Consider the following 24,621-nt stretch of genomic DNA (forward strand, 5'->3'; position numbering starts at 1 on the left):
CTAATTTTTATGAAAAATATTATTGAAACATATGAAAAAATTCCTAAGTGGGTACAAAAAATCAGTAAAACTAGAATATAAATGATTAATATAGTTATTTTACAGTATATTTGGTTTTTTCTAAATATTATGTTTGTATATTGAAGAAACATGTTATCATAATTTATGCTCACAACACGACATCAGGAGGAACCGCCATATGATCACTTTTTTCGCCGCCTTGGCATTGCTAATTTTAGGTTATGTATTTTATTCGAAATTCATTGAACGGGTATTCGGCGTAGATGACAGCAATCCGACCCCGGCTTATTCCAAAACAGACACATTGGACTTTGTGCCAATGAGCTGGTGGAAAGGCAATCTGATTCAATTATTGAACATCGCCGGTCTTGGCCCGATATACGGTGCGGTGGCTGGAGCTTTATACGGTCCCGTTGCATTTGTCTGGATCGTCGTAGGCTGTATTTTTGCCGGCGGGGTGCACGATTACTTTTCCGGGGTTATGTCCATGCGCCACGGAGGCGCACAGTTCCCAACCTTGGTCGGAAAATACCTGGGCAAGAACGCAAAAGTATTTATCAACGGGTTATCACTGGTTTTGATGCTGCTTGTAACCGCAGCTTTTACCGCAGGTCCTGCACAATTGATTGCGCAAATTACGCCGCTTAACTTTATGACAGCTTTAGTTATTATTTTCTTCTATTTTATCCTGGCGACGATTTTGCCGATCAACAAAGTGATTGGCCGCATTTATCCCCTTTTGGGCGCGATTTTATTGTTCATGGCAGTGGCAGTGGCTGTAGCGTTGGTGTTCTCTGGAAAACCAATGCCGAACTTGACGTTTGCCAACCTGCACCCCGGTGATTTGCCGATTTGGCCATTGTTGATGGTAACCATTTCGTGCGGCGCGATTTCAGGGTTCCACTGTACGCAAAGTCCCATCATTGCACGGACGATGAAAAAAGAGACAGACGGACGGAAGATTTTTTACGGGGCTATGATCATTGAAGGCATCATTGCGTTGATCTGGGCCGCAGCCGGCATGACGTTCTTTAATGGCACGGACGGACTGGGAGCGGCACTTGCTGCTGGAGGCCCATCAGGTGTTGTCAATGAAATCTCAATTTCCTTGCTGGGTACGATGGGCGGATTGCTTGCTATCTTTGGTGTCATTATCCTGCCAATTACAACCGGCGACACGGCACTTCGTTCTTCTCGAATGATTTTGACGGATATCCTTGCAAAATTTGTTAATATGGATGGCAAAGTGAAAATCCTGCTAGTGACCATTCCGCTGGCGATTCCAACATTTTACATGGCGACGATCGACTATACGTTCCTGTGGAGATATGTTGGCTGGACCAACCAGCTGGTAGCAACATTTATGCTGTGGACAGCTGCGGTTTATCTATTGAAAAACTTTAGATTCCATTGGGTGGCTGGAGTCCCTGCTATTTTCATGACCGCCGTGGTATCTATGTATATCTTCTACGCACCAGAAGGCTTAAACATGGATTATCAGCTTTCTGCGATTATCGGAGCTTGCATCACTTTGGTTGTATTGCTATGGTATATCGCCCAAATTTTGAAATACAGAAGCTTGAAGCAGCTGGAAGAAGATTATCGCCCACTTTAATAAAACTCACAATCCCACTTGGTCAAACCAAGTGGGATTGCTTTTGGAAAAAGCAATAGAATAGGTGGAAATAGGATAATTTTACAGTATAGTTAAAATAAATAATTTTTTTAAGGAGGAAAACAGATGGTTGTATTGGTTAAAGGACAAAAAGTGGATTTAACAAAAACACATCCAGGATTGCAGCAATTGAAGATTGGCTTAGGGTGGGATACCAGCCAGACAGATTCATCAATTGACTTAGATGCAGTGGCGTTGCTGGTAGATGCAGAAGGAAACGTTTCCGGGAAAGAAAACCTTGTCTTTTACAACAATTTGACTGGCGGCGGAACAGCGGTAAGGCTGACAAAAGACAATCGTACAGGTGCGGGTGCAGGAGATGACGAACAGCTGACGATCGATTTGGAGAAAATTCCGACCGGCATTAAAAAAGTTGCCGTTGCGATTACAATATATGATGGCGCTGCTAAAAAGCAGAGCTTCGGACAAGTTTCAAACGCTTACGTAAGAATTGAAGACGGCCAAACCAAAAAAGAACTTTGCCGATTTGATTTAGGCAAAGAATTTAATGCTGATTTAACGCTGTTGGCAGGAGAAGTTTACCTGCACAATGGAGAATGGAAGTTTTCAGCCATTGGCCAAAGTGTTTCGGGAGACCTCAAAGAGTTGTGCAAACAATTTAATCTCGAGCTGCCGGCGGATGTCTTCACCAAAACGCCTCCACCTGAAAAGAAAGCAGCAGCCAGTCCAAAGCCGGCGGCGGTCAATTTGAAGAAAGTGGAACTGAAAAAAGCAGGGGATAAAATCAACCTCAGCAAAACCGATTCGCCATTAGGGGAGATCGTTGTCAATTTGAACTGGACACAAAAAACCGGCGGCGGCTTTTTGTCATCCATTTTAAATGCCAGCAATTCGGTAGACTTGGATTTGGGCTGCCTATTTGAGCTGGAGGATGGTTCCAAAGGCGTTGTCCAGGCGCTTGGCAATGCCTTCGGAAGTTTAAAGCAACTACCGTATGTAGCGCTGGACCACGATGACCGGACGGGTACATCTAAAGGCGGGGAAAATCTTCGAATCAACGGAGACCAGCTCATGAAGTTCAAGCGGATTCTGGTTTACGCCTTTATTTATGAAGGCGCCGCAAATTGGGCAGAAGTGGACGGAGTTGTGACGCTGCAGCAAAAAAATGGACCGGATGTTGAGGTTCGGCTGGATGATCACCGCAAAGGCAAGCGGATATGTGCCATTGCCTTAATTGAAAATGAAAAAAATCAAACCTTGAGTGTTAAAAAAGTAGTCGAGTATTTTTCCGGGCACCGGGAAATGGACAAAGCGTTTAACTGGGGAATGACCTGGAGCGCGGGTTCTAAATAAGCACAGAATGAAAGCATGGATTTTTGAATCCATGCTTTTTTATTGGGCTGAATCTGTAGAGATTTTTTACCTAAAGTTCTTGTTGCTTAACGCCAAACTCAAACTTTCTTCTAGTATCAAATCATTTCAATCGTTATTCTCCAGGCTTCCCTCGAAAACGCTCAGTAAACAGAAAGAGACATTTAAAAGTTTCACTACTCCGTATAATTATTCACTTATATCGTATATAGAATAGAATAAAATACTTTTATAGAGGAAAAAACACTTTATTAAATTGACTTAAAATACAAAACAGTGCATAATAACTCTATTAAACGGATTCGGTTAAAACTAGGGAAATAATTTCATGGAGGCAAGGTTCTTCCGTTTTTGGATAAAATGGAAGAAGTTTTTTATTTATCAAAATCGGGTGGTGACTGCATGTGGAGAAGAAAAGAATTGTTGTGAAAATAGGCAGCAGCTCGTTGACGGATGAGCAAGGCAAGTTGTCGATTGAAAAACTGCGTGAGCATGTGGATGCACTGGCTCGCTTAAAAGAACATGGCCACGAAGTGATCTTGATTTCATCTGGAGCAGTTGCGGCAGGGTGTACAGGAATGGGTTATTTATCGCGTCCGGATACAGTGGTTGATAAGCAGTCAGCCGCCGCCGTAGGCCAGAGTTTATTGCTGCAAGCATACGCAGACGAATGCAAAAAACACAGCATCATTGCTGCACAATTGCTGCTGACAAAAGATCTTTACAAAAATGCCAATGCGACCATCTCCAAGCTATTGGAACGAAACGTCCTCCCAATTATCAATGAAAACGATTCGGTGTCAGTAGAAGAGCTGACGTTTGGCGATAATGATATGCTGTCGGCACTGGTCAGTGGCCTTGTCCTCGCCGATTTTCTAATCATCCTCACAGACATCAATGGCATCTATCAGGATAACCCAAGAACCAATCCACAGGCGCAGAAATACCTTCATCTTCAAGAGATCCCCGATGAACTAGTGGATGCTACATCTTCAGACGGCTCGACTGTAGGAACAGGCGGCATGAAGTCAAAAGTTGAAGCAGCACGGACAGCTTTGTCCCTGGGAGTCCAAGTATTTATCGGTTCTGGTACAGGCAGCGAAAAACTGGTGGATATTTTTCAAGGCAAAGGCGATGGAACCTATATCGGCGTGAAAGCGAAAATGGGTGTTTGAACAATGGAAATCGAAAGGGGTATCAGGAATGACGGAACTTCTTCAAGAACAGCAAACCGAAAAAAGTGAACTTCTTCAAAAGGCGATCCAAGCGAAACAGGCTTCGGCGGTATTGGCTAAGTCGACAACCAAGCAAAAAAATAATGCTTTGCGTGCTATTTCTACACATTTACTGGAAGAACAAGCTTATATTTTAGAAGAAAACAGCAAGGATGTTGAAGCGGGACGCCAAAACGGCATGAGTGAATCTTTAGTGGACCGCCTTCAACTGGACCAATCCCGTTTAAAAGATATGGCGGACGCCTTGATTCAATTGACAAAGCTGGCCGATCCGGTCGGTGAAGTGTTGGAGAAATGGGAGCGTCCAAATGGGCTGACAATGTCCAAAATCCGTGTTCCTTTAGGCGTTGTCGGCATGATTTATGAAGCACGCCCTAATGTCACGGTTGATGCATCCAGCCTATGCTTAAAAACCGGCAATGCCGTAGTTCTGCGCGGCAGCTCAACGGCAATCCATTCCAATAAAGCTATTGTGGCTGTTATTCGCGATGCGCTTGCAAAAACCGAATTACCGGTTGAATCGGTGCAATTACTGGAAGATACCAGCAGAGAAGCAGCCTCGCATATGTTCAAGCTGAATCAATACTTGGATGTGCTGATTCCTCGCGGCGGAGCGAAACTTATTCAGACAGTTGTCCAAAACTCTACCGTGCCGGTATTGGAAACGGGAGCAGGAAACTGCCATATTTACATCGACGAAACAGCAGATATGAAAATGGCAATTGCCATTTCGCTGAATGCCAAAACGCAGCGTCCTTCCGTCTGTAATTCCTGTGAGAGTATTTTGGTCCACGAAGCTTGGGCTGAAAAGCATCTACCCCAGTTGCTGGCAGCTTTACAGGAGCAGCAAGTGAAAATTCATGGCGACAAAGAAGTTCAGAAACTCTCCCCTAATGTAATACCTGCAGTGGAAGAAGATTGGGGAACTGAATATTTGGGGTTGGAAGTGGCGTTGAAAACCGTGGAAGGTGTGGATGAAGCCATTCACCATATCAACACATACGGAACCAAGCATTCGGAAGCCATCATTTCATCCACTTCTGAAAACGTCGATCAGTTCTTTATGGAAATCGATGCAGCAGCAGTTTATCATAACGCCTCTACTCGGTTTACGGACGGCTTCGAATTCGGCTTTGGCGCCGAAATTGGCATCAGCACACAAAAGCTCCACGCCCGCGGACCCATGGGCTTGCCTGCCTTGACGTCAACCAAGTATATCGTACGCGGCAACGGCCAAATAAAATAACGATTTTTCCATAAAAAAAGACCGGAAGCAGTCGCTTCCGGTCTTTTTTCATGCCTGTGCTTTTGTTCGGTTGTGTTTCCACATCATGTAGCGATAGCGGATGGTGCAGCCAATGCAATAACCCATAAGCGCAACTCCTGCTGCGATAATGACCATGATGCTGAAAGCATAAGCAAGAACCGGCATGCCGAGTGCAAAGAACACGAGTGACAAGCCTAAACAAATGGTCGCAATCCATTGGTTGAACAATTGTTGCTCCCTATCTTCCTGCTGATATTCTGCCATGGGTTTTTTCAAAAAGCGGCGGCTGAATAGGATTACAGGGTTTTTCTTTGTCATCAATGTATAGGCTCCAACAGCAAACGGCAATAACAAGATCGCTGGGTGGAGCAAGAGCGCCGCTAATACGGTAACGACGATAAACGCTTGATTGGTTTGGACAAGGGGTTTTGGGATTGTCATGAACTCGCCTCCTAGGATTTCCACCTATTATACCGAGTAACTTACTGGGAATAAAGATAATTGCTTAAAACATGAATTACATCAACTGAGAAATAAACAGAGTGGCCATGCCAAAGTATATTAACAGCGATAAAATATCATTGATGGTGGTAATTAACGGACCGGATGCGACAGCCGGATCAATATTTAACCGGTAAAGAATGAGTGGGATAATGGTGCCTGCTAAAGTTCCGATAATCAACGTCATCAACAACGAACCACCAACTACAATGCCCAGCACAAAATTTCCTTGCCATATGTATGCAATCAGTAAGATGAGAACAGAACAGATGGCGCCGATAATGATGCCGACCCATAACTCCCTAATGATGAGGTTGATGGTTTGTTTGGCGTCCAATTTCTGTGAAGCCAGTCCCCGGACCACGACAGACAATGATTGGGTGCCTGTGTTTCCGGTCATGCCGGCAATCATTGGCATAAAGAAGGTCAAAGCGACCACTGTCTGCAAGGTGTTTTCAAAACGGCTGATGATCCCGCCCGAAAACAGCCCGATGAACAGCAAAAGAATCAGCCAAGGCAAGCGACGATAAGCTGCTGTTAAAGCAGGCGTGTTAAAATCGATTGATTTACCCGAAGCGGACAGTTTTTCAATGTCTTCGTTTGCTTCCTGCATCACTACGTCAATTACGTCATCGACCGTTATGACACCGACAAGGGTATTGTCTTTTTCGACAATCGGCAGCGTAACAAAGTCATAGCGGCTGATCAATTGGGCTGCATCTTCTTGATCGGTCAACACGTCGGCTTTTACAACGCGATTGTACATAACTTCCTCGATTTTGTCATCGAGATTTCCAAGAATCAAATCCTTATAGGAAACAACGCCCACCAATTTTTTATCTTCATCCACCACGTAAAGGTAGTTGAGGTATTCGGCCAATTCGGCAAAATGCTTAATTTTGTCAACGGCTTCCCGGATGGTGTAATGGCGCGGTATCCACACATACCGATTATTCATCAAGCGGCCGGCTGTTTCAGGAGGATACGTCATGGTGTTCTGGACAAAACGGGAATCGTCCTGGTTGATCTGCGACAGCAGCTCTTCGATTCGCTCGGGCTCCAAATCTGCCAACAACAAAGCCAGGTCGTCATTGTCCATGCGGTCAAGGACCTGTGAAGATTTTTCCAGCCCTAATTTTTGAAGAATATCGATCTGCTCATTTTTGGGAAGTTCCTGCATCAGGTCGGTCAATTGGCGGATCGTCAGAAACAGCAAGAATTTATTGCGGTGTTTGTCCGGCAGATGCCGGTACTGTATGGCTATGTCATATGGCTGGAGTTCATCCAGGATGTCCTGAAATTCATTTACTTTGCCTTCTTTTAAGGACTTGATCAACGCCAGTGTAATTTCGTCTTCACGTAATGCTATAGACATTTGGTTCACTCCTTCTGTACAGGAAATACAGGAATCCTATTGTTGATTATTGCGTTAAATCTACTATTTGAAAAGGATTAAAAAAAAGATGGTAAAATTGAATTATTTAACATATAATATAAAAAATCTGAAAAAGGCAAACTTCACCGAAAGGGAAGGACGCAAAGCCATGAGCCTAACCGCCTGAAAAGCGCAAGGTTGTCAGGTTGCCTGGGTCTCGTTCTGTGAGCCACGGCTAACAGAACGGGAGGATAAGGAAAATGAGAAAAATAATGATAGCAGGTGTGTGGTTGTTGTTTATGCTGACACAAAATGGTTTTGATGCCCAGGCTGCTGGTGTAAACACCAAAGCAACTTGGCTATGGAACCCTTGGATGATCTATAGTGACGAAGCGGGAACGCTCGATTTTTTGGAAAGCAAAGGGGTCAACAAGGTTTACGTGCAAATTGATGCTGATATTCCATCGGGTGTTTATGAAAGTTTTATCGTAAAAGCAAGAGCCGGCGGCATGAGCGTTTATGCGCTGGATGGAGCGGCTGACTGGGTAGCGCCAAAAGGATTCACTAAACAGGATCGGTTGATGTCCTGGCTATCAACATATCAGAAAGAGGCTGCGCCGGCTCAAAGATTTGCCGGAGTCCACTTGGATGTTGAACCTTATCTATACAGTGGTTGGAATACCAACCGGGCAGCAACCGTTAAATCTTATCAGGCCTTGCTGACAAAAGCTAAGTCCAGTACGGCGGCATTAAACCTTCCGCTGGAAGCCGACCTGCCTTTCTGGTTTGATGAGATTTCCTACAAAAATACCTATGGCAAAGGAGTACTCGCTGAATGGGTAATTGCCAATACGCACAGTGTCACCTTGATGGCTTACCGGGATTCAGCAACAATGATTACAGAGCTGGTAAAAAACGAAATTGCATACGGTGAAAAGCATGGAAAACCGGTGGTGGTAGGAGTTGAAACCGGCCAGACTGATGAAGGAGACGCCATTTCTTTCTATGAAGAAGGAGAGGCCTTCATGAATGGCGAGTTAGCTGCTGTATCCAATTATTATACAGGAGCAAAAGGATTTGGCGGCATTGCGATTCATCATGTCGACAGTTGGAAGACGATGGCTCCTTAAGGAAGTTCTATAGAAAATATGTGAAACAGCAAGGTAGGCCAACTTGGTCACACCTTGCTGTTTTTCTGTCAATAAACAGAGAGTGGATATGATATAATATCCATAAATTATCAGATCTTATAATTTTTTTGAAATATTTGTATGTGTACAAAACGATGAGGAAGCTCTGAAAAAGGAGAGTTGTTTGATGATCGAAATGTTTATCTGGATTATCTTTAGTTTATTGGCGATTCAACTGCTGATATTGGCTTTGTTAATTGGTTGGAAAATGAACAATCTAGCCGAAGAAAAGGAAATAAGAGGAATGATGGAAACCTTGAAGCCACAGTTTCAGCAGTATATTGAAGGAACAGAGCTCATCGAGCCCATTTTGCCTGCAACAAAGAAGAATCAGTTTAAGTTGATGGAAATCATGCTTGACGAATTTTTAGCTGAAGATTTAAGAGAAGAGCAACAAGCAAGAGTTCAACTGCTGGCCGATAAATACTTGGTAGCACATTACCGCCGTACATTAAAAAAAGGGCAATGGGCGGAGCGTGTCAATGCGCTGTATTTTATTGAGGACTTCAAGCTCTTTTCTTTAAAAGAAGATGTCTATCAGCATTTCTCAAAAATTACAAAGCGGGATGAAGAGTTTCGCCAATGTTTACGTGCCTGCGCGACACTGCAGGAAGTGCGTTTGATGGATGCGGCCATTGAGAGCAGAAATTTGTCGTTCGGAATGATTAAAGAACTGTTGTACCGTTTGGATGAAAACCTATTGAAAATGACGCTGGAGCGAATGCAATTAAAAGAGGACATTTCGAAGAATATGCTTTATGCCTTTATCAGCTTCAGCGGAGAACACGGGCTTGACGTGAGTTTTCCTTTTGTCGAAAAGAAAATACGGGATGAACGCAAGGAAGTCCGCTTGAGGGCCATGAGCAGTTTATGCAATTATAAAAAAATGACCGACCCGTCTATTCTCTCCGAATTCTTTGATTCAGAACATTGGCAAGAGCGAATGTATGCCGCCAAGCTGACAGGCGCATGCCATTTTGAGCAGTATAAACCCAATTTAATCTATTTGCTGTCAGACAATATTTGGTGGGTCCGTTTTGCAGGGGCTGAAAATCTTAAGGTCTTCAAAGGCGGAAATACAGTCCTCGAGCAGGTAACGACTGATCATGCAGATGCGTATGCCAGGGATATCGCCAAGCACATGCTGACAAGGGAAGGCGGGAACCTCGTATGAGCGGAACTGGAATTACATTATTCATCGAAATTATTTCCTGGGCAATAATTGGCTACATGCTAGCAGCCGGTGCGATTTACTTGGTCCTGTTTCTAGTCGCCAGCCCCAAAATAAGCAAAGAGAAAAAGTTGAACCGCCAAGAACAAATTGAGGAAATGTCCATTAATAAAGACACGTATCCAATTTCTATCCTGGTTCCTGCCTACAACGAAGAGGCGGGAGTGGTCAGTACGGTGCGTTCCTTATTGAACTTAAATTATCCTCAATACGAAATCATTGTAGTCAATGATGGATCTACGGATAAGACCAGTGAAAAAGTATTGGCTCAATTTAACATGGAACCAATTGACTTGGCGATCCGAACTCATTTCAAAACCGGAGAAATTAAGCGGGCTTATCGCTCAAGTCTCCACCCTAATCTGTTCTTGATTGAAAAAGAAAATGGCGGTAAAGCAGATGCCTTGAATGCTGGTGTCAATTTCTCACGGTATCCATATTTTGCGGCGATTGATGGCGATTCAATTCTCGAACAGGATGCTTTGCTTAAAACTATGAAACCCATTGTAGATTCCAGCGGAATGGTGACAGCAACGGGTGGGACAGTAAGAATCGCAAATGGCTGCAAAATCAATCGTGGCGTTATCGAGCAGGTAGCCTTGCCGAAAAAACCGCTGGAAGTTATGCAGATTATTGAATACTTTCGAGCATTTCTAATCGGCCGTCTCGGCTTCAGCCGGGTCAATATCTTGCTAATCATTTCCGGGGCGTTTGGTGTGTTCGAGAAAAGCCGCGTCATCAAAGTTGGCGGCTATAAAACCGATACCGTTGGGGAAGACATGGAACTGATTGTCCGCTTGCACCGATCCATCAAAGACGAAAAATCAAAACAGCGCATTGAATACATTCAGGATCCGGTTTGCTGGACCGAAGCTCCGAGCACGGTTGCTTCCTTGCGTGCGCAGCGCATACGCTGGCAAAGAGGATTAGCGGAAACATTGTGGACGCACCGAGGAATGCTGTTCAACCCAAAATATAGAGGAATTGGATTGTTTTCGATGCCTTATTACGTCTTTATTGAACTGTTGAGCGCCATTTTTGAAGTGGCGGGCTATTTCATCATTATTGGCGGTTTCGCCTTTTCCTTTATTGAAACGGATATCGCCATAATTATGCTGCTGGTGATGGTGTTGTACGGCTCGCTGTTGTCCGCACTTGCCGTATTGCTGGAAGAATGGACATACCACAAATACCCGACCGTCAGAAGCATCCTTGTGCTCTACGCCTATGCGTTGACCGAAACATTTTGGTACCGAATCCTGATGAATTTCTGGCGCGTTAAGGGACTTTTCTATGCATTTAAGAAAAAATCAGTATGGGGAGACATGGAACGAAAAGGTGTTTTCTCCGATGACGAACAAAAAGAAGGAAGCCTGTAAGTATCTAACGAAGTAGAAGAATGACATTAAATGAGGAAATAGGGTCGTACCATTAAAATAAGGAGGGATTGTGTGGAGGTTTTCGGAATTATGGGATTCATTTTTGGAATGTCAGGATTCACTTTTGGTATTATTGCTTTTACAACAGCGTTGAGTAGTAATAATAATGTAAAAGAACTTGAAAAAAGATTTAATGATTTAGAGGGAAAGTTGTGAACGATGTCTCAAGTTAACGAGACTGATTCGTTTAACGAGCATCAGAAAAAATACGATTCATTTTGACTCAGTTCTAATAGAACTGGGTCTTTTTTCGCAAAAAAAAGCACCGCAAAATGCGGCGCGATTTCGTATGGATTGTTAGGTTAGTGTTGGATACGTAAGCCATTGTTATTATTGGCTTCCTTCTTTTTATTGTTTAATCACCGTTACTGTGTCTCGCCAAAGGTCTTTTGAAGAATGTCGTACGATTGCTTTAGCCGTTCTTCTGATTGTGGCATGCCCCATGTGTCCCATGAGTACTGGGCCTCTTGAGTAGTACCGAAAGTTTCAACCGCTTGGCCGTCCTGGCCGGTTAAAGCAGCCGTGACATCCAAGCCGTCAATTATTTGGGCAGCTTCGATGCCGTCTTCTTGAAGGTCGCCGACAAATTCACGTTTTGCGGGATCTCTGGCATTCAGCAGCATCCACGGAATCCGGATTTCCATAATCCCAGTTTCTTTGTCGTAATAATAATCATTCAGGGAATCATAGTCTTCATGCTCCGGATTAGCGATGCCAAATCGGAAGATTCCGGTTTCGTATGAATCGAAGGGATACAATTCGCCAGTATCGGGGCGAACGAATGCTTTGTTCAAAGCCAGGCGAATTGGATGGAAGGTTGATTCGATGTTTTGTTCTGCTGGGATCATCTCCAAACGCTCGTGATAATCGTAGTAGAAAGTATCGTAATCACCAGCGACCAGTAATTGTGCCTGCTCCAATTCTTCGATTTTCAACTGGAAGTCTGCCAAAAATTCGCTATTGTCCAGAGCATCAACGACAATGCCCTGGTTTTCGCGAACACTGAAGTACAAATTGAAATCCTGTTCGTTCCACCAGGTTTTATTGGACGAATCAAACTGAGCTTTAATATAGACATAGCGCTCATCCGAATCCATTGTTAGCGATTTGAGTGCTCCGCTATCTTTTTCGTAAAGGGTTTGGCCATCTGTCCAATCATCATTTTCGCCATCCACTTTCACTTTATGGCGGTCAAAGCTCAATAGGCCGAATTGCTGCTCGTTGGTTTGGGCATTTGACCAGAAAGGCCGTTCGTTGGGATTGTCATAATCCATCGTATTCCATGTCCGCTTGAACCACTCGTCCTGCCAGGTGAAAACCATTCCGCCCAGCATGCCTTCTTCGAGAATATCTTCGTAGAGATGGCTGACGATTTCACCTTGCTGCCGTTCGGAAATAAATCCTTGGTTCCAGCCAAACGGATTTTCGTGGGTCATGCCGCGTGAAGCCGGAACGCCAAACTCAGCGATGACGATCGGCATCTCATGAGAGTCATTTAAATCTTTCAAGTAACCGGCGTAGTTATTAAATTCCCCGCGGTGGTCGACAAATTCCGTATAGCGTTCATCCAAATTCAGAAAATCAGGATAGTATGGGTAGACATGGTAAGACGCAAACATACCGACCGTTTCTGTCACACCTTTTGTTTTGATGTGATTCGGGTCGACAGTTGCCATGTCCTCCTGCTCACTCGGTTCTGCGGGCTGATCGATATTGTCTGTGGTGACCCAGTTAGTGAAGCTGAGTGGCCGCATGCTTTGGTATTCGTCCATCTCGTATTCCGCGAGACGGTCCAATTGCTCTGCAAGCCAATACTCCATAGGATTGGCATCTTCTGTGTAGATATGGGTGCCCTCGTAGTCGCCTAAATCAGGATAATCAAGTTCCATTTGATGGACGGTCAAGGGGAACCATTCGATGCCGATCATCCAACCAATGACATAGGAAGAGATATCGGTCTTATAAGTCCCGTAGGCGTGGCCAGGTTCTTGCTCTACGACGGCATCTCCATGGATGACGTCTACAATTTTTTCGACTTCAGCTTCAAAGCGCTCAGTGATCTCAGGAGTGAAGGCATCCAAAGTTTCCACTAAAGGTTCTTCATCAATCCAAACGCCGTGGTACAAGTAGAGTGGCTCTTTGGCGCTGGCATTGTAAGCGGCAAATGCTTCATAGAACGCTGGAGGGTGGAGCGTATAAACGCGGACCGCATTGGCATTCATTTCACCAATTGCCTGGAACCATCGGTCATATTCTTCCCGCGTAATCGCTGCTTCTCCAGGAAATGTTCCGGGTTTCGCCATTCCCATATTGACGCCTTTAATGGTGAACGGCTCCCACTCCCCATCTTGATAAACCTCAAATGCCTGTCCGTTTACACGGGAAGGGTAAGCAATGCCATCCTTCTCTGCTGCAGTTGTTTTGACCGTCTCAACCTCTGTTTCCTTATCTTCTGTATTTGCCAAAATGGTCTCCATCATCGGTACGTAAGTCTGCCAATAAAAACTTTTTTCAGCATCCAGTGACTCCATGGAAATGAACGAGCGCAATTTCGAGAATCCTGAGTAGCGGTAGAATCCCGGAGTGTCGTCAATATCCACAAAATCGCCAGCAAAATAATAAAGGTCTGCGCCGTGTTTGGACTGGTGGAATACAGCCGGAAAGTTCTCGGGAATGCCGGCTGCTTTCAACTTCTCGCTGCCCGCGCTTTCAAGATCCCATTGGTAGTCTGCCAAAACTTCGGTACCTGCAGCCGCTTGGTTAATATCAAACCAATAACCAAAAGAGGGACTGCTTTCTAATTCAAATTGATCATTGCCTTGATCGGTAAAAGCAAGGTGAATGCCATTAATGCCGATTTCTCCTGCTTCTTCTGACAGGACCACAATCTCGCCTTCGGCATCATTCACCAAGACAAATCCTGGACCTTCAAAATTCCATTTCACATCATTTTGCTCATAGTTGTCTACTATCCACTGAGGAACTTCGCCTTCAGGTGCCTGAAGGTCCACAAAATGGCGTCCGCTCCAGCCGCTCCACTCGAGTCCCAGAAATTCGTTCATGTCTTGCGCGACTTCTTTTGGAGTGGGGGAAGCAAAAGTATTAAACTCAACGACCAAGTCCGTTCCTTGAGACTCTACCTGCTTTTTGATGGTCTGCCATTCATCCATTTGAAGTCCACCGGAAATCATAGACGAAGTGCCCGGGTCTTTTTCTGCCGATTGCCACGGAAGATCTTCTTCATAAACCCCATAAGAATCTGCCAAGTAAATGAGGTCCGTCCCAGACAAGTCTTCAGGCAATTCACGAATCGTGTAGCTTTCTGCTTCTTCATCCGGAACAAACCCGTAATAATCCGTATCTGCATTATACGTGCCTTGGGAGTCGGATATGTAGCGGTGGTGATTCAGCAGCCATGTCAGCCCTTTATGCTCCCGATAGCTTTCTGTCGGAACCGTCTTGTCAATAATCGCTACATTCATTATTTTTTCTTCCTGAAAAAACCAAATCATAATAGGGAGTCCAAATAAAATAACAACTGCCAAAAGGGAGAGAAACACTTTTTTCATTCATATCACTCTTTTCTATTTGCAAAATATATCTTGGAAATTATTATAGCTTAAAATTGGATAAAATATAAAAAAATTACCTATTTTTTCAAATAAAAAAAGATCCGACTATGTCGGATCTTTGAACCACCTTATTAGTTTTGAATGCTGTTTTCTTCCTGATAAACTGGTACCCAGCCTTCGGTTGTGACAAAGATGCGAACCGCTACAACTTTCCGGTCATCTGCAAGTGTGAAGTAGTGTGTGATATTTTCAGGTACCGAAATCAAGTCGCCTGGAGTCAGGTGGACTTCAAAAAAGCGTTCGTCTTTTCCTTGGATGATGAATACGCCATGTCCGCTAACAATATAGCGCACCTCATCATCTGTATGGATGTGTTTGCGCTGGAAGTTCTTCAATAACTCGTCCAGTTTTGGGTTGGAGTCTGACAGCGAAATAATGTCCGCTGCCTGGTACCCGCGGCGTTCTGAAATGTCGTCGATTTCGGTTTTGAAGGCTTGAAGAATCTCATCTTTGTTTTCATCGCTCAAATCAAATTTTTCGCGAAGGTGTTCGGGTAATTTAGTGTTGTCCCAGTGTTCATAAACAACTTCCTGCTGCTCCAAAAAAGCTGCAACCTCTGTTTGTGCTTCGATTGTTTCATTTGTTCCTTGAATTTTAATAATCGCCATTTTAATCTTCCTCTCTTATTTTAGGTGTAGTTGCAATGCCAATTGGTATTGAAATAAAAACTCACAGGCTTCAAGCAGCTTTTTCGCTTCAAAGCCATCTTTTCCCCAGACGGTAATGCCATGGTTGCGAATCAGTACCGCTCCTTTATCAGCAGTAACGAATGCGTCAAATTCTTTGGCGAGCATTGGAATATCTGCATGGTTGGGGATGACGGGAATGCTCAGTACCGCGTCCTCTTCCCACAATCCAAAAGCTTTGATCAATTCCTGGCCCTGAAAATCAATTTTTCCGGCGTCGCCGTACAATTCAGAAATGACATTATTGGCGACCGTATGGACATGGAGGCTGCACCCGGCGCTGGTCTTTCCATAAATTGTACAATGCAATAAGGTTTCAGCAGATGGTTTCAACGTTGTTTCAACAGCGGGCTGACCATTGGCATCGACAAGCAGAAAATCTTCATCTGTACGTTTTTTCTTGTCTTTGCCGCTCGCGGTTACCAGAAACTCGAGCGGTTCGTCCGCCACTTTGATGGCAAGATTGCCGCTGGTCCCCATAAACCAATCGCGCACGGCCAGTTCGTCTTTGACATCCGCCAATTCCCGCCACTTTTCATGCAAAAGGGTCATGACTTCACCCCTATATATTCATCAACAATCGCAATAACTTCGTGGAACGTTTCGAACGGTTCGTAATTGATGCCCGCTTCTTGGCATTTTTCAGCCAGCAAATCCCGAGCAATGACGAAATCCGCTTCTTTTGCAGCTTCCCAGTCACTGATGGAGTCTCCAATGACGATGCTTTTCGTGTCTTTGTCCAAAAGATCCCGGATGACAGATGGTTTGCAGCATCCGCAGCCCTGGCTTGTGCAGGCATCGTCGCAGCCATGCGGAAATTCCAGTTTGATAAGATCACCTGAAAAGTCAGCGCTGTTGCAGTAGATGTCATCAAAAGGTCCGAAAGGTTCAAGTAGCGGATGGACAAAGAAATCAATGCCACCGCTAACAATATACAAAGGCAAATTCTGCTTTTTCGAATAGGCGACAAAGTCGCTGAATCCTTCGCGTATTTCCGCCTGCTCCAAAACATAGGAAATAATTTCGTCTTTTTCCGAAACCGGGAGCAGAGAAAACATTTTCGCAACACCCTCGCGTATTGAGATGGATTGATCGAGAATCTGATCTTTGACCGGCACCCATCCTGATGGATCAAATTTTTCCATGATGGCAATAATATTGTCATTAGCTGTAATCGTACCGTCAAAATCACAAAAAATAATCGGTTTGTTCACTGTTTTCACCCCCATAGTTCAAGTGCTGTCTGCAATTCTTTATGCTGTTTGCCGGCATTCTGCAAGGTTTCTCCCTGCAGCACGGCGTCAATGGCTTGCCTGAATGCCTGTCCGCCGCCAGCTGCTCCAGCGGGATGTCCGTGAACGCCGCCGCCGGCATTGATGACGCTGTCGATTCCGTAATCCGCCATCAGCAAAGGCACAAGACCCGGATGAATTCCGGCGGATGGCACTGGAAAGCTGCGTTTTAGCGGGCTGTCCCGTGTCAGTTCTTTGCCGAGTGCCAGGGCTGCCGTTTTTTCCAGTGCAACACTGCCGTAAGGTGAAGGAAACAGCGAAAAATCAGCGCCGACATATCGGATCAGTTTTCCAAGGGCCAGCGGTGTCGCAAGGCCATAGAAGGCAGAAGAAGTGAAGGCACCGCTAAAAGCGGGATGCGCCATAAGCGGCAAGGCGATATCATCATCTTCAGCAAGCTCCTGCAAGACATCCAACCCATACGCATGAACGTTGAACAACAAGGCATCTGCTCCAAGTTCGCGTGCTCTCCGTGCTTTTCCTCGCAGTTCGGAAGTTCTCCCTGACAGGTTCACCGCATAAAGCGTTCGGTGTCCCGTTTCTTCATAGACATCATCAAGCACTCGTTTACCCGTGGTAATGCGGCTTTCAAAAGGAGTTAGTGGGTTATCAAATAGTATTTCATCATCTTTGACCAGATCCACGCCGCCTAATGCCTGCTGACGCAATTGAGCGGACAGGAAATCCAGGTCACGGCCGATGACGCCTTTAAAAATACTCATGAGAAGCGGCCGTCCTCCAACGCCAAGAGTGTCGCGAATTTCTTCGATGCCAAAGCGCGGTCCAGGAAAGTGGCTAAGCAGGTCGTGGCTAAACTCCAGATCCAATAGCTTTACTTCGCCATCCAACGACAATTTGCCGAAAACAGTAGTCAAAATGGCAGGCAGGTCAGCCGAAAAATTCACGCTTGGGTAGGCAATTTCAAGCTCTGCTTTTATTAAATCCGGTTTTAGCGGGTGGCGTTCTTGTTCAAATTCTTCGATGGACACGACATTTCCTTTATGGTGTTTCAGTTGTTCCTGTTCAAGCAGCGGCAAGTCAGTCCAAGAACCGATGGTTAGTCCCAAAGCGATGCCGTCCGCTTTTTTTTCGAACGAACCCGGTTTTCCGTAGACTTGATATGTAGCAGTCAAAACGCTCATGTATTCCACACTCCCATGCAAATTTTAAAAAATAAAAACCTCTTCAAATAAGAAGAGGTTAAGGGCGTTAACAACTTCTTATTTCTCAGCCACCGGTTCTGGCTGCAAGAATTAGCACCGTGTCCATCAATGGACCGGTTGCCGGGTATCATAGGGCTTGTCCCTCCACCTGCTCTAAATAAGAAAGATATGAAATTGGGTAAATATGATTTATTAAGTCAGACTATCGGTTTTTATCAATTGATATTCCACAAACCCGCTTCGTACGCGGAAAGCGTCTGCCTGAAACGATTTCTTCAACTATAAGATTAATAAAGTAATTCTGATTATTTCATGTGCGCAGAAATCTGTCAACTCCGTTATCATAAAATTGTTTTTATTGGAAAAATGGATTGACAGTTAATTCTGAATCGTGATAGGATTCTTTTCATAACTTAAATTAAATAACACGTAGTACTCTTATCAAGAGCTGGCAGAGGGATATTGGCCCGATGACGCCCAGCAACCGACCGTAATACCTTCGTGAGAAGGGGCGCTTTATGCGCCAGGATGAAAATCCTGCAAGGCACGGTGCTAATTCCATCAGAAATTTATTTCTGAAAGATAAGAGGCATGGAATCTCTTATTCTGGCCTCTTTCTTTTATGAAAGAGGCTTTTTATATTGCACATGAAAGGAAGATTTACAATGACACTTACGGTTCCCGCTACTTATAAAGCCTTAACGGAAGAAACAGCGATTGCGCTGGCAAAAACGGTTCATACATTTGACCCTGCTGCCCAATTGACTTGCCGGGAAATCGGCGACGGCAACTTGAATTATGTTTTCCAAATCGAAGATCCAAATACAGGAAAGCGGCTGATCATCAAACAGGCATTGCCATACGCTAAGATTATCGGCGAAAGCTGGCCGTTGACGTTAAAGCGCGCGACGATTGAAGCGAATGTCCTCAGAAAGCACGGAGAATTTGTCCCGTCACTCGTGCCAACAGTCTTTGCAACAGATGAAGAGTTGGCCATTACGGTGATGGAAGATTTGTCTCATCTGGAGATTGCGCGGGAAGGGTTGATCCACGGACGGAATTTTCCGAGATTGTCGCAGGACATCGGTGAATACTTGGCACTGACTTTATTCCACACATCGGATTACGGCTTGCATCCTTTTGAAAAAAAGCGTTTGGCTGCGGAGTTTTCCAATCCCGAATTATGCAAGATTACGGAAGATCTCATTTTTACAGATCCATTTTTTGATCTCGATACCAACGATTACGAACCGCAGCTTCAATCAGCGGCAGAAGCGATCTGGAGCAACCGGAAGCTTCAGCTCGAAGTAGCGAAATTAAAGAAAAGCTTTTTGACTGAATCGGAAGCTCTGCTGCATGGCGACCTACACACCGGCAGTATTTTTGCCAGCCAGACGGAAACGAAGGTGATCGACCCCGAATTCGGTTTTTACGGTCCGATTGGATTTGATGTTGGTTTGTTCCTGGCGAACTTAGTTTTCCAGTCGGTCACACGCGAAGATGAGAATCGCCAAGTGATGGTAGAAGATATCAGAAAGACCTGGGATGTCTTCGCTTCTTCATTCACCGAGCTATGGAAAAAACATAGTGTGGAATCGTTCAAGGAGACAGAGGGCTACCTGGAGCATGTGCTTGAGAAAGTGCTGACAGATGCAGCCGGTTTTGCAGGATGCGAATTAATTCGCCGAACCATCGGCTTGGCACATGTGAAAGATCTGGACAGCATCGAAGACGCAGGTAAGCGAATCGCCTTCAAGAAGCAAGCATTGCAGACTGGCCAGGTTTTGATTTTACAGCGCAAGGAAATCACATCGATCAACGATGTACTGCAAATTCTTGAGGAGGCCCGTACATGAGCATCCCCTTATCCATCAAATGGGACGGCCAGCAGCTGACCATTTTAGATCAGCAAAAACTGCCGCATGCCATTGAATATGTGACGCTTGAAACCGTCGAAGACGTTTACGATGCGATTCTTGCATTAAAGGTTCGCGGCGCACCCGCCATCGGCATCACTGCAGCTTATGGACTGGCTAACGGCGCCAAGCGGCACGATACGGATTCGTTGGAAGCTTTTCAGCAATACGTTGAAAAAGATGCCGCATACTTGAATTCTTCCAGACCGACCGCAGTCAATCTTGGCTGGGCGCTTAGCCGACTGAAAGATAAGCTTCGAGAAGCAGAGAACGTACCACAAGCCAAACTGCTGCTTCAGGCGGAAGCAGTCCAGATCCACAAGGAAGATGAAGAGTCGTGCCGCAGCATTGGCGAGCATGCACTGGTGTTGCTGCAAGAGCAAACGCGGGTAATGACTATTTGCAACGCCGGTTCGATTGCTACGGCCAAATACGGCACCGCACTAGCGCCATTTCATCTTGGCAGCGAGCGGGGCCGCGAGTTTGAAGTGTTCGCCTGTGAAACCCGGCCGATTTACCAGGGCGCGCGCCTGACGGTATGGGAGCTGCAGCAATCTGGTGTCGATGTTACATTGATCACCGATAGCATGGCCGCGCACACCATCAAAGCAAAAGGGGTGGAAGCCATCATCGTCGGTGCGGACCGCATTGCAGCGAATGGCGATACGGCCAATAAAATTGGAACTTACAATTTGGCCTTACTGGCTGCCGCCTTCAGCATTCCGTTTTACGTGGCAGCACCGGCTTCAACTTTCGATCTGTCGATAGAAGACGGAAGCGCGATTCCCATTGAAGAGCGCAACCCGGAAGAGATTACCCATATGAACGGACAACCGGTAGCGCCGCTTGGCACAAAAGTATTTAACCCGGCTTTTGATGTAACACCGGGACACTTGATTACCGCCATCATTACTGAAAAAGGCATTATCCAATCCGATTATCAAAAAAACATCCCTGATTTGCTCGGTGCATCTGCAGGAAAAGGAGAAAGAACATGAAAAAACAATCCATCTGGCTGCTAGCCGCATTATTATTTATCAGTATGTTTTTGGCCGCATGCCAACCGCAAGGGGAGGTCAGCGAAGAAGAAACTTCTTCAGACACTGAAGGCGAAGCCTCTGATCATCCGCTTGCCGGCAAGGAAATTGCATTGATCATGCAAATCAACTTGGGTACATTTTCTGCTCAGTACATTGCGGGAGTAGAAGAGCAAGTTGAAAGTTTCGGTGGGAAAGCGACCGTTTTCACTTCAGAAGGCGATTTGGCGAAAATGGCATCTAACTTGGATGCAGCGATTAATCAAGGCGTCGACGGCATTTTGATTGACCATGGAACAAAAGAAGCGCTGAACCAAGGAGTTGAAAAAGCGCTGGAAGCTGGAATTCCGGTAGTGGCGTTTGATACGGGCATTGATGTGGAAGGCGTTGTTTCTTTAGAGCAGGGCGACCAGCAGATGGCGGAAATGACATTGGAAAAACTGGCCGAAGATAATGGCGGTGAAGCTAATATTGTCAAAATTTGGACAGCTGGCTTTGCACCAATGGAAAGACGCCAGATTGCTTACGAGAAATTCATGACGGACAATCCGGGCATCCAGGAAGTTACAGCATTTGGAGCTGCTACTGACAACACGGCATTGGATACACAATCACAGATGGAAGCTGTTTTGAAGCAATACCCGAACGAAGGAGAGATTACAGCGGTCTGGGCTTCTTGGGATGAGTTTGCAAAAGGTGCTGTCCGTGCCATTGAACAGGCAGGGCGTACCGATATCAAGGTCTACGGCATTGACATGAGCGATGAAGATTTGCAATTGATGCAAAAAGATGGCAGCCCGTGGGTAGCTTCTGCAGCTGTCGATCCAGCAGATATTGGACGCATTCAAGTGCGTTACCTGTACCAGCTATTAAATGATGAGCAGCCGGAAGAAAAAGTAGTCTTGGAGCCGGTGTTTATTGAGACGGAGAACTTGCCTGAAGAAACGGTGACAACAGATGAGTTGAGTGAATTTGTAGAAGGCTGGGGAGCAAGCGACCAAGGTTATACAGATGACCTGCGCGAATTGGAAGGCCAATAATCTTTACCAGTTCGAGCTGTCCTGAAATATGGGGACAGCTCTTTTATCAGAAAGGGGCATTTCTATGGTAGAACCGTTGCTTTCGATGAATGCTATCGGAAAGAAATTCGGTGCAGTTACGGCGCTTCAAGGAGCAGAGTTTCAATTGAAAAAAGGCGAAGTCCATGCCATTCTCGGTGTTAACGGTGCAGGAAAAAGTACCTTAATCAAAATTTTGTCAGGCGTCTATCAACAGGATGAAGGATCGATTTATCTGGACGGTGCAGCCATTCGGCTAGAATCACCGAAAGCCGCCAAGCAGCAAGGGATCTATTGTGTTTACCAGGAAGTGGATACCGCCATTGTGTCCGAGTTGACCGTGGCGGAAAATATTCTCCTGGATACCTTTGCAGAAAAAGGAAAGCTGTTTGTTTCCAAGCAGAAAATCAATGAACAGGCTCGCTCGGTGCTGCATGAGCTGCAGGCAGAAAACATCAATGTTCAACAGAAAGCGGCACTCCTAACCTTGGCAGAAAAGCAGATGATACTGATTGCCAGAGCATTGGTTCATTCGGCAAAAATTATTATTTTCGATGAACCAACAGCACCGCTATCGATTCATGAATCGGAAAAGTTGTATACGGTGATTGCAAAACTAAAAGCACAAGGTGTCGGCTGTGTTTTCATTTCGCATCGCCTGCCTGAAGTATTTGAAATCAGCGACCGGATCACCGTCATGCGCGAAGGGACGCTTGTCCAAACTTACGATACGGCTCAGGCCGATCAGGACGGGGTCATCGAAGCGATGCTCGGTGCGGCGCTCAGCCATGAATTGGAGCCGCGTGCGCATGACATCGGAACCGGCTTGCTAGAAGTTGCTAATTTATCGGATGGCCAAAAGCTTAAAGACCTGTCGCTGACAGTAGCAGCAGGAGAAGTGGTGGGCGTTGTCGGGCTGGTAGGTGCGGGAAAAACGGAGCTGGCAAAAGCGCTGTTTGGCGGAACGCCTTTAACATCCGGAACAATTAAGCTTGCCGGGAAAAACGCTCTAATCAAACATCCAGCAGACGCCATCAAAGCAGGAATGGCGTTGATTCCTGAGGAGCGGCGAAAAGAAGGGTTGTTTGTTCAGGAATCACTGGAAGCCAACGCATCATTTCCTAACTTGAAAAAATTCTCTAAGCGCCTATTGATGGACCGGAAAGCCGAAAAGCGTTTTGCCAATGAAATCATTGAGCGGCTGCGCATCAAAACCGGCAGTACAGAAACACCGCTTGTTCATTTAAGTGGAGGAAATCAGCAGAAAGTGGCTATTGGCAAATGGATCTCACTCAATTCCTCCCTGTATTTGTTTGATGAGCCGACCAAAGGTGTCGATATTGGAGCAAAAGTTGATATTTTTAGGTTGATCCGCCAATTAGCCGAAAGCGGCAAAGGGTGTTTGTATTTTTCAAGCGAAATTCATGAAGCCATCGGGATTTCCGATCGCATTCTCGTAATGTACAATGGTCAAATCGTGAAAGAATTATCACGACAAGAAGCGACCCAAGAAAGGATTTTATTGTATGCAAGTGGCGGAAAAGAAGAGCTTGGGGAAAAACAAGAACTCAGTGAAGGAAAACGCGATTCAGTTTCTATTTAAATACGGCGCCATCGCTCTCCTTATTTTCATTATTTTTTATTTTAGTACCATTAGCGACTCTTTTTTCACATACGGCAACTTCTCAGACATTCTGCGCTCAATTTCCATTGTTACCTTACTTGCTCTGGGAGTGACATTCACGCTGGTGGTGGATGGCTTTGATTTATCTGTTGGTTCAACCATGTCGTTATCGACTGTTGTGTCCGCTTCGTTGATGGTCTGGTACGACATGCCGCTATGGCTGGTACTGGTTTTGCCGCTATTGATCGGCGTTGTGGTCGGGGCGGTCAACAGCTTCCTCATTGTGGTTATCGGCATTCCGGATCTGTTGGCGACCTTGAGTATGATGTACATTGTGGCCGGACTACACCGGACCTATACGGAAGGCTATTCAATCTACAACAACATGCCGTTGACTTCTGGTGGAACTGCACCCGGGCAATTATCGGAAGCCTTTTTGTGGATTGGCCAAGGACAAATGCTGGGTCTTCCGGTTCCGGTCTGGATCATGCTTGTTATGGTGCTCGCTTCTTACGTCGTGCTTAACCACACGCGTTGGGGAAGAGTGTTGTATATGACAGGCGGAAATGCTGAAGCGGCTACCTTGTCAGGTGTTAGCGTCAAAAAAGTGAAATTCACGGCGTATGTCATATCCGGTGTTTTTGCTTCAATGGCCGGCATCTTGTTCACGGCACGCGTTGGTTCAGGGCAGATTGATGCAGGAGCTCCATTGATGATGGAAGCAGTGGCAGCTGTATTTGTCGGCTACTCGGTTTTAGGAGCAGGCAAGCCGAATGCACTCGGTACATTTTTCGGAGCTGCAGTTATCGGCATCCTGTTGAACGGATTGACGATCCTGAATCTTCCTTATTATGCTTTTGATATTATCAAAGGCAGTGTTTTGGTTGCTGCACTGGCAGTTACGTATGTTTACGCCAAAAAGAAATTTTCTAAAGCATAAAGGCAAA

The 24,621-nt window shown here is 45.4% G+C and carries 20 protein-coding genes and 3 riboswitches; of the genes, 13 read left to right on the plus strand and 7 right to left on the minus strand.

The window, feature by feature from the left end; all coding sequences use genetic code 11:
* Positions 1-199: 199 nt before the first annotated feature.
* From AC4EHK_RS00450 to AC4EHK_RS00465, 4 genes are all read left to right on the plus strand, one after another.
* A complete protein-coding gene (locus AC4EHK_RS00450) occupies positions 200-1,636 on the plus strand; it encodes a carbon starvation CstA family protein (protein WP_490976835.1) in 1,437 nt (478 codons plus the stop codon).
* Between the two features lie 126 nt (positions 1,637-1,762).
* Positions 1,763-3,010, plus strand: a complete 1,248-nt coding sequence (locus AC4EHK_RS00455; protein ID WP_490976836.1) for a TerD family protein — start codon at positions 1,763-1,765, stop codon at positions 3,008-3,010.
* Between the two features lie 422 nt (positions 3,011-3,432).
* Positions 3,433-4,203: a glutamate 5-kinase gene (proB, locus tag AC4EHK_RS00460; protein ID WP_490976837.1), complete on the plus strand. Its 771-nt coding sequence runs from the start codon at positions 3,433-3,435 to the stop codon at positions 4,201-4,203.
* Positions 4,204-4,231: 28 nt separating this feature from the next.
* The gene (locus tag AC4EHK_RS00465) at positions 4,232-5,509 is read left to right on the plus strand and encodes a glutamate-5-semialdehyde dehydrogenase (RefSeq protein WP_490976838.1); all 1,278 of its coding nucleotides are present in this window, start codon (positions 4,232-4,234) and stop codon (positions 5,507-5,509) included.
* Positions 5,510-5,557: 48 nt separating this feature from the next.
* Here AC4EHK_RS00465 and AC4EHK_RS00470 read toward each other — a convergent pair whose 3' ends face one another.
* Together AC4EHK_RS00470 and mgtE are read right to left on the minus strand one after the other, a co-directional pair.
* A complete protein-coding gene (locus AC4EHK_RS00470) occupies positions 5,558-5,971 on the minus strand; it encodes a DUF4395 domain-containing protein (RefSeq protein ID WP_490976839.1) in 414 nt (137 codons plus the stop codon).
* 76 nt (positions 5,972-6,047) lie between these two features.
* Positions 6,048-7,406, minus strand: a complete 1,359-nt coding sequence (gene mgtE, locus AC4EHK_RS00475) for a magnesium transporter (RefSeq protein WP_490976840.1) — start codon at positions 7,404-7,406, stop codon at positions 6,048-6,050.
* A gap of 125 nt (positions 7,407-7,531) precedes the next feature.
* Positions 7,532-7,620, plus strand: a riboswitch (cyclic di-GMP riboswitch).
* Between the two features lie 46 nt (positions 7,621-7,666).
* Between mgtE and AC4EHK_RS00480 the strand changes: the two genes are divergently transcribed.
* The 4 genes from AC4EHK_RS00480 to AC4EHK_RS00495 all read left to right on the plus strand — a co-directional run bounded on the left by AC4EHK_RS00480 (position 7,667) and on the right by AC4EHK_RS00495 (position 11,422).
* Positions 7,667-8,536: an amidase gene (locus AC4EHK_RS00480; RefSeq protein ID WP_490976841.1), complete on the plus strand. Its 870-nt coding sequence runs from the start codon at positions 7,667-7,669 to the stop codon at positions 8,534-8,536.
* Positions 8,537-8,723: 187 nt separating this feature from the next.
* Entirely contained in the window at positions 8,724-9,770 is a 1,047-nt protein-coding gene (locus tag AC4EHK_RS00485; RefSeq protein WP_490976842.1) for a HEAT repeat domain-containing protein, read from the plus strand.
* Positions 9,767-11,206, plus strand: a complete 1,440-nt coding sequence (locus AC4EHK_RS00490; protein ID WP_490976843.1) for a glycosyltransferase family 2 protein — start codon at positions 9,767-9,769, stop codon at positions 11,204-11,206. The genes AC4EHK_RS00485 and AC4EHK_RS00490 overlap by 4 nt, the downstream gene beginning before the upstream one ends.
* A gap of 72 nt (positions 11,207-11,278) precedes the next feature.
* Entirely contained in the window at positions 11,279-11,422 is a 144-nt protein-coding gene (locus tag AC4EHK_RS00495; RefSeq protein WP_490976844.1) for a hypothetical protein, read from the plus strand.
* A 209-nt stretch (positions 11,423-11,631) separates the two neighbouring features.
* Here AC4EHK_RS00495 and AC4EHK_RS00500 read toward each other — a convergent pair whose 3' ends face one another.
* From AC4EHK_RS00500 to mtnW, 5 genes are all read right to left on the minus strand, one after another.
* Positions 11,632-14,835 (minus strand): hypothetical protein, encoded by a 3,204-nt coding sequence (locus tag AC4EHK_RS00500; RefSeq protein ID WP_490976845.1) that lies wholly within the window; start codon positions 14,833-14,835, stop codon positions 11,632-11,634.
* A 134-nt stretch (positions 14,836-14,969) separates the two neighbouring features.
* Positions 14,970-15,506 carry a 1,2-dihydroxy-3-keto-5-methylthiopentene dioxygenase gene (locus AC4EHK_RS00505; RefSeq protein WP_490976846.1) on the minus strand — a complete coding sequence of 179 codons (537 nt, stop codon included), beginning with the start codon at positions 15,504-15,506 and terminating at the stop codon, positions 14,970-14,972.
* Between the two features lie 15 nt (positions 15,507-15,521).
* Positions 15,522-16,136: a methylthioribulose 1-phosphate dehydratase gene (locus AC4EHK_RS00510; protein WP_490976847.1), complete on the minus strand. Its 615-nt coding sequence runs from the start codon at positions 16,134-16,136 to the stop codon at positions 15,522-15,524.
* Positions 16,133-16,798: a 2-hydroxy-3-keto-5-methylthiopentenyl-1-phosphate phosphatase gene (locus AC4EHK_RS00515; protein WP_490976848.1), complete on the minus strand. Its 666-nt coding sequence runs from the start codon at positions 16,796-16,798 to the stop codon at positions 16,133-16,135. Before AC4EHK_RS00515 ends, AC4EHK_RS00510 begins: the two co-directional genes overlap by 4 nt.
* Positions 16,799-16,803: 5 nt before the next feature.
* Positions 16,804-18,018 (minus strand): 2,3-diketo-5-methylthiopentyl-1-phosphate enolase, encoded by a 1,215-nt coding sequence (gene mtnW / locus AC4EHK_RS00520; protein ID WP_490976849.1) that lies wholly within the window; start codon positions 18,016-18,018, stop codon positions 16,804-16,806.
* 75 nt (positions 18,019-18,093) lie between these two features.
* A riboswitch (SAM riboswitch) is annotated at positions 18,094-18,203 on the minus strand.
* A 271-nt stretch (positions 18,204-18,474) separates the two neighbouring features.
* Positions 18,475-18,628, plus strand: a riboswitch (SAM riboswitch).
* A 76-nt stretch (positions 18,629-18,704) separates the two neighbouring features.
* Here mtnW and mtnK point away from each other — a divergent pair.
* From mtnK to AC4EHK_RS00545, 5 genes are all read left to right on the plus strand, one after another.
* Complete coding sequence (gene mtnK / locus AC4EHK_RS00525) at positions 18,705-19,895, plus strand: S-methyl-5-thioribose kinase (protein ID WP_490976850.1); 1,191 nt, start codon at positions 18,705-18,707, stop codon at positions 19,893-19,895.
* Positions 19,892-20,953 carry an S-methyl-5-thioribose-1-phosphate isomerase gene (mtnA, locus tag AC4EHK_RS00530; RefSeq protein ID WP_490976851.1) on the plus strand — a complete coding sequence of 354 codons (1,062 nt, stop codon included), beginning with the start codon at positions 19,892-19,894 and terminating at the stop codon, positions 20,951-20,953. Before mtnK ends, mtnA begins: the two co-directional genes overlap by 4 nt.
* On the plus strand, positions 20,950-22,032 hold the full coding sequence (locus tag AC4EHK_RS00535) for a sugar ABC transporter substrate-binding protein (RefSeq protein WP_490976852.1): 1,083 nt from the start codon (positions 20,950-20,952) through the stop codon (positions 22,030-22,032). The genes mtnA and AC4EHK_RS00535 overlap by 4 nt, the downstream gene beginning before the upstream one ends.
* Positions 22,033-22,096: 64 nt before the next feature.
* Positions 22,097-23,653, plus strand: a complete 1,557-nt coding sequence (locus AC4EHK_RS00540) for a sugar ABC transporter ATP-binding protein (RefSeq protein WP_490976853.1) — start codon at positions 22,097-22,099, stop codon at positions 23,651-23,653.
* Positions 23,577-24,614 (plus strand): ABC transporter permease, encoded by a 1,038-nt coding sequence (locus AC4EHK_RS00545; RefSeq protein WP_490976854.1) that lies wholly within the window; start codon positions 23,577-23,579, stop codon positions 24,612-24,614. The genes AC4EHK_RS00540 and AC4EHK_RS00545 overlap by 77 nt, the downstream gene beginning before the upstream one ends.
* The last annotated feature ends 7 nt before the right edge of the window (positions 24,615-24,621 follow it).

The organism is Planococcus sp. TJ-307 (assembly GCF_058268435.1).

What these genes read in the sequence shown, in the direction of transcription:
- AC4EHK_RS00455 (WP_490976836.1), top strand. Translation starts at nt 1,763, where the DNA reads ATGGTTGTATTGGTTAAAGGACAAAAAGTGGATTTAACAAAAACACAT.
- AC4EHK_RS00540 (WP_490976853.1), top strand. Translation starts at nt 22,097, where the DNA reads ATGGTAGAACCGTTGCTTTCGATGAATGCTATCGGAAAGAAATTCGGT.
- AC4EHK_RS00465 (WP_490976838.1), top strand. Translation starts at nt 4,232, where the DNA reads ATGACGGAACTTCTTCAAGAACAGCAAACCGAAAAAAGTGAACTTCTT.
- mtnW (WP_490976849.1), bottom strand. Translation starts at nt 18,018, where the DNA reads ATGAGCGTTTTGACTGCTACATATCAAGTCTACGGAAAACCGGGTTCG.
- AC4EHK_RS00510 (WP_490976847.1), bottom strand. Translation starts at nt 16,136, where the DNA reads ATGACCCTTTTGCATGAAAAGTGGCGGGAATTGGCGGATGTCAAAGAC.
- mtnK (WP_490976850.1), top strand. Translation starts at nt 18,705, where the DNA reads ATGACACTTACGGTTCCCGCTACTTATAAAGCCTTAACGGAAGAAACA.
- AC4EHK_RS00470 (WP_490976839.1), bottom strand. Translation starts at nt 5,971, where the DNA reads ATGACAATCCCAAAACCCCTTGTCCAAACCAATCAAGCGTTTATCGTC.
- AC4EHK_RS00450 (WP_490976835.1), top strand. Translation starts at nt 200, where the DNA reads ATGATCACTTTTTTCGCCGCCTTGGCATTGCTAATTTTAGGTTATGTA.
- AC4EHK_RS00500 (WP_490976845.1), bottom strand. Translation starts at nt 14,835, where the DNA reads ATGAAAAAAGTGTTTCTCTCCCTTTTGGCAGTTGTTATTTTATTTGGA.
- AC4EHK_RS00480 (WP_490976841.1), top strand. Translation starts at nt 7,667, where the DNA reads ATGAGAAAAATAATGATAGCAGGTGTGTGGTTGTTGTTTATGCTGACA.
- AC4EHK_RS00490 (WP_490976843.1), top strand. Translation starts at nt 9,767, where the DNA reads ATGAGCGGAACTGGAATTACATTATTCATCGAAATTATTTCCTGGGCA.
- mtnA (WP_490976851.1), top strand. Translation starts at nt 19,892, where the DNA reads ATGAGCATCCCCTTATCCATCAAATGGGACGGCCAGCAGCTGACCATT.
- AC4EHK_RS00545 (WP_490976854.1), top strand. Translation starts at nt 23,577, where the DNA reads ATGCAAGTGGCGGAAAAGAAGAGCTTGGGGAAAAACAAGAACTCAGTG.
- AC4EHK_RS00535 (WP_490976852.1), top strand. Translation starts at nt 20,950, where the DNA reads ATGAAAAAACAATCCATCTGGCTGCTAGCCGCATTATTATTTATCAGT.
- AC4EHK_RS00485 (WP_490976842.1), top strand. Translation starts at nt 8,724, where the DNA reads ATGATCGAAATGTTTATCTGGATTATCTTTAGTTTATTGGCGATTCAA.
- AC4EHK_RS00505 (WP_490976846.1), bottom strand. Translation starts at nt 15,506, where the DNA reads ATGGCGATTATTAAAATTCAAGGAACAAATGAAACAATCGAAGCACAA.
- mgtE (WP_490976840.1), bottom strand. Translation starts at nt 7,406, where the DNA reads ATGTCTATAGCATTACGTGAAGACGAAATTACACTGGCGTTGATCAAG.